The sequence below is a fragment of the Dietzia sp. CW19 genome, assembly GCF_014145265.1.
In the GTDB taxonomy this organism is placed as follows: Bacteria; Actinomycetota; Actinomycetes; order Mycobacteriales; family Mycobacteriaceae; genus Dietzia; species Dietzia natronolimnaea.
Map to the genome: position 1 here is coordinate 1 of NZ_JAALEE010000315.1, position 2917 is coordinate 2917.

Consider the following 2917-nt stretch of genomic DNA (forward strand, 5'->3'; position numbering starts at 1 on the left):
GGCCGAGTAGATCTGCGCGGAACGCTCTTTTCGATGCCGGGGCGGGGAGGAACAGGGGCGGGCAGGGGTGGGCAGGGGTGTGGTCAGAGCCCGGGGGGCGTGTAGGCGGCGGTGTGCTCGGCCGCGCCGCTCGCGGTCATGAGGTCGGTGATCCGGCGGATGTCGGCCGGGCCGGGCAGTCCCCACCCGGGTCGGTATCCGTAGATCTCCGCGAGCGTCGTCGAGTCCCGGGTGCCGTTGGCCAGCTCCACGTCCTCGGGCCCGATCAGTGACGGGTGGGGCACGCCGACGGCGCCGGAGATCTTGACGAGATCGCGTCGCAGCGACCGGATGTAGGCCGCGCACCGCACGGCCTTGTTCGTGGGGTCCACTCCTCGGACCAGCCACGGGTTCTGGGTGGCCACCCCGGTGGGGCAGCGGTCGGTGTGGCACTTCTGGGCCTGGTTGCAGCCGATGGAGAGCATGGCCTCGCGGCCGACGGCGATCATGTCCGCACCGAGCGCGAACGCGACCGCCGCGTTCTCGGGGATGCCCAGCTTGCCGGAGCCCACGAACACCATGTCGTCGGTCAGTCCGGCCTCGGCGAAGACCCGGTAGACGCGGGAGAATCCCAACCGGAACGGCAGTGACACCGCGTCGGTGAAGACGAGCGGGGCGGCGCCGGTGCCACCCTCGCCACCGTCGATGGTGATGAAGTCGACGCCTCGCTGCCGCGGGATCATCGCGGCGGCCAGCTGCTCCCAGAAGTCCAGCTCGCCGACCGCGGATTTGATGCCCACCGGCAGGCCGGTGCGCTCGGCGATCTCCTCCACCAGGTCGAGCATGGAGTCCACGTCGTGGAAGGCGGTGTGCCGGGACGGGCTCGCACACTCGCGGTCGGTGGGGATGCCGCGGATCCGCCCGATCTCCGCCGTGACCTTGGCCGCGGGCAGCAGGCCGCCCAGTCCGGGTTTGGCGCCCTGGCTGAGCTTGATCTCGATCGCCCGGATCGGGTGCTTCTCGGTGAGGGCCACCAGAGCGTCGATGTCGAATCGGCCTTCGGCGTCGCGGACCCCGAAGTAGGCGGTGCCGATCTGGAAGACCAGTTCACCGCCCTTCTGGTGGTACGGGCTCAGCCCGCCCTCGCCCGTGTTGTGCAGAGCGCCCGCGAGAGCGGCGCCGCGGTTGAGGGCCTCGACAGCAGGTGCCGACAGCGCGCCGTAGCTCATCCCCGAGATCGACACCAGGGACTCGGGGCGGAACGCGCGGGCCCGGCCGCGGGCGGCGCCGAGGACCTTGGCCGGTGGGAGTTGGATCTGCTCGGCGGAGTGCGCGTGGGCCGACACCGTCACCCCGGCGAACGTGCGCGGCTTGACGATCGGGTAACCCTCGAGGAACTCGATGTTGTTGTCCGTGCCGAACCCGAACGTGGTGGCCCGTCCCTCCGCCGACTCCTGGATCCAGGCACGTTGGTCCCGGGTGAACGGCCGCTCCTCGTGGTTGCCCGCCACGATGTACTGGCGCAGTTCGGGACCGATGGAGCTCAGGGCCATCCGCGCGTGCCCCAGGACGGGGAAGGTCCGCAGGATCGGGTACCTGGTCTGTCTCAGGTCCGAGGCCGCGACGGCGGCCAGGGCGGCGACGGGGGCGCCGAGGAGCCACTTGCGCATGTCGACCTCCGGGGTCTGTCGGTGTCCCCATCATGGACCACCCGTCACCCGGCGTGCCCGGGACCGCCGCGCGGTGGGAGTACGTCTACAGTGGCCGGACCGTCGCGGGATACCGGAAGGGCGCGACGCGCCCGCCCGGACCGGACACGCGAGAGGACCATATAGATGACCGACCCAGTGCAGGATGACGGCCCGCAACCGCTTCCCCCTCCACCCTCGGCCGGATCGGGCTACTCCACCTCCCGCACGGTGCGAACGGGCGAGGTCGATCCCCTGCGCCGGCTGCGGTTGGACAGCATCGCCCGGTACCTCCAGGACGTGGCGGGCGACGATCTCGAGGCCACCGGTCACGCGCGGACCGACCCGTACTGGATCGTCCGGCGGACCGTGATCGACGTGATCGAGCCGATCTGCTGGCCGGCCACCGTCCACCTCCAGCGCTGGTGCTCCGGACTGTCCACGCGGTGGGCGAACATGCGGGTGCGACTGACGGCGGAGCACCGGGACGGCCCCGACGACGACGGGCCGCGACCCGACGGACTGGTGGAGACCGAGGCGTTCTGGATCAACGTCAACGCCCACGGCGTGCCCGCCCGCATCAGCGACGAGGGCTTCGCCACCCTCTCGGCCACCACGGAGACCCACCGCCTGCGGTGGGCCGCCATGACCACGCCCCCGCCCGCCGGGTCCACCGGACAGGATCTACCGGAGGACCGGCCCCACATCCTCCGCAGCACGGATTTCGACCTGCTCCAGCACGTCAACAACGCCGCCTACCTCGACGCCGTCGAGGACGAGCTCATGGATCACCAGGACCTGCTGAGGCAGCGCCACCGCGTCGTGATCGAGTACTCGCACCCCGTGGTCCCGGGTTCGTCCATGACGATCCGGCGTCGGCGGACCGGACACCGGTTGCAGATGTGGATGACGGTGGACGACCGCGTCGCGGCGACGGTGACCGTCACGGGTCAGCCGGACGCCCGGCAGGAGAGCTAGGCGAGCGGACGATCGTCAGGGCAGGATGCGCGAGACGACCTCCGCGGCCACGTCCTCCAACAGCGCGCCCGCGTTGGCCATCGACCTGGCCAGGTCCGGCTCCCGCTCGGTGAGGGCGGCCGCGGCCGCGAACCCGGCCTCCGCCACGCGGTCGGCACCCAGGTCCAGCCGTCCGCACACGGCCACCACCGGCACGGCGTGCGAGCGACACAGCGCCGCCACACCCATGGGGGTCTTGCCGTGCATCGTCTGGTCGTCGAGCCGGCCCTCGC

The 2917-nt window shown here is 71.4% G+C and carries 3 protein-coding genes; 1 reads left to right on the forward strand and 2 read right to left on the reverse strand.

From position 1 onward, the window contains the following. Positions 1–83: 83 nt before the first annotated feature. On the reverse strand, positions 84–1649 hold the full coding sequence (locus G6021_RS09950) for an FMN-binding glutamate synthase family protein (protein ID WP_182641193.1): 1566 nt from the start codon (positions 1647–1649) through the stop codon (positions 84–86). Positions 1650–1814: 165 nt separating this feature from the next. Between G6021_RS09950 and G6021_RS09955 the strand changes: the two genes are divergently transcribed. Beyond that, positions 1815–2645 carry an acyl-ACP thioesterase domain-containing protein gene (locus G6021_RS09955; RefSeq protein ID WP_182641194.1) on the forward strand — a complete coding sequence of 277 codons (831 nt, stop codon included), beginning with the start codon at positions 1815–1817 and terminating at the stop codon, positions 2643–2645. Between the two features lie 15 nt (positions 2646–2660). Here G6021_RS09955 and G6021_RS09960 read toward each other — a convergent pair. Then, positions 2661–2917: glycerate kinase (locus G6021_RS09960; RefSeq protein ID WP_182641195.1), on the reverse strand; the 257-nt coding region annotated here is incomplete at its 5' end.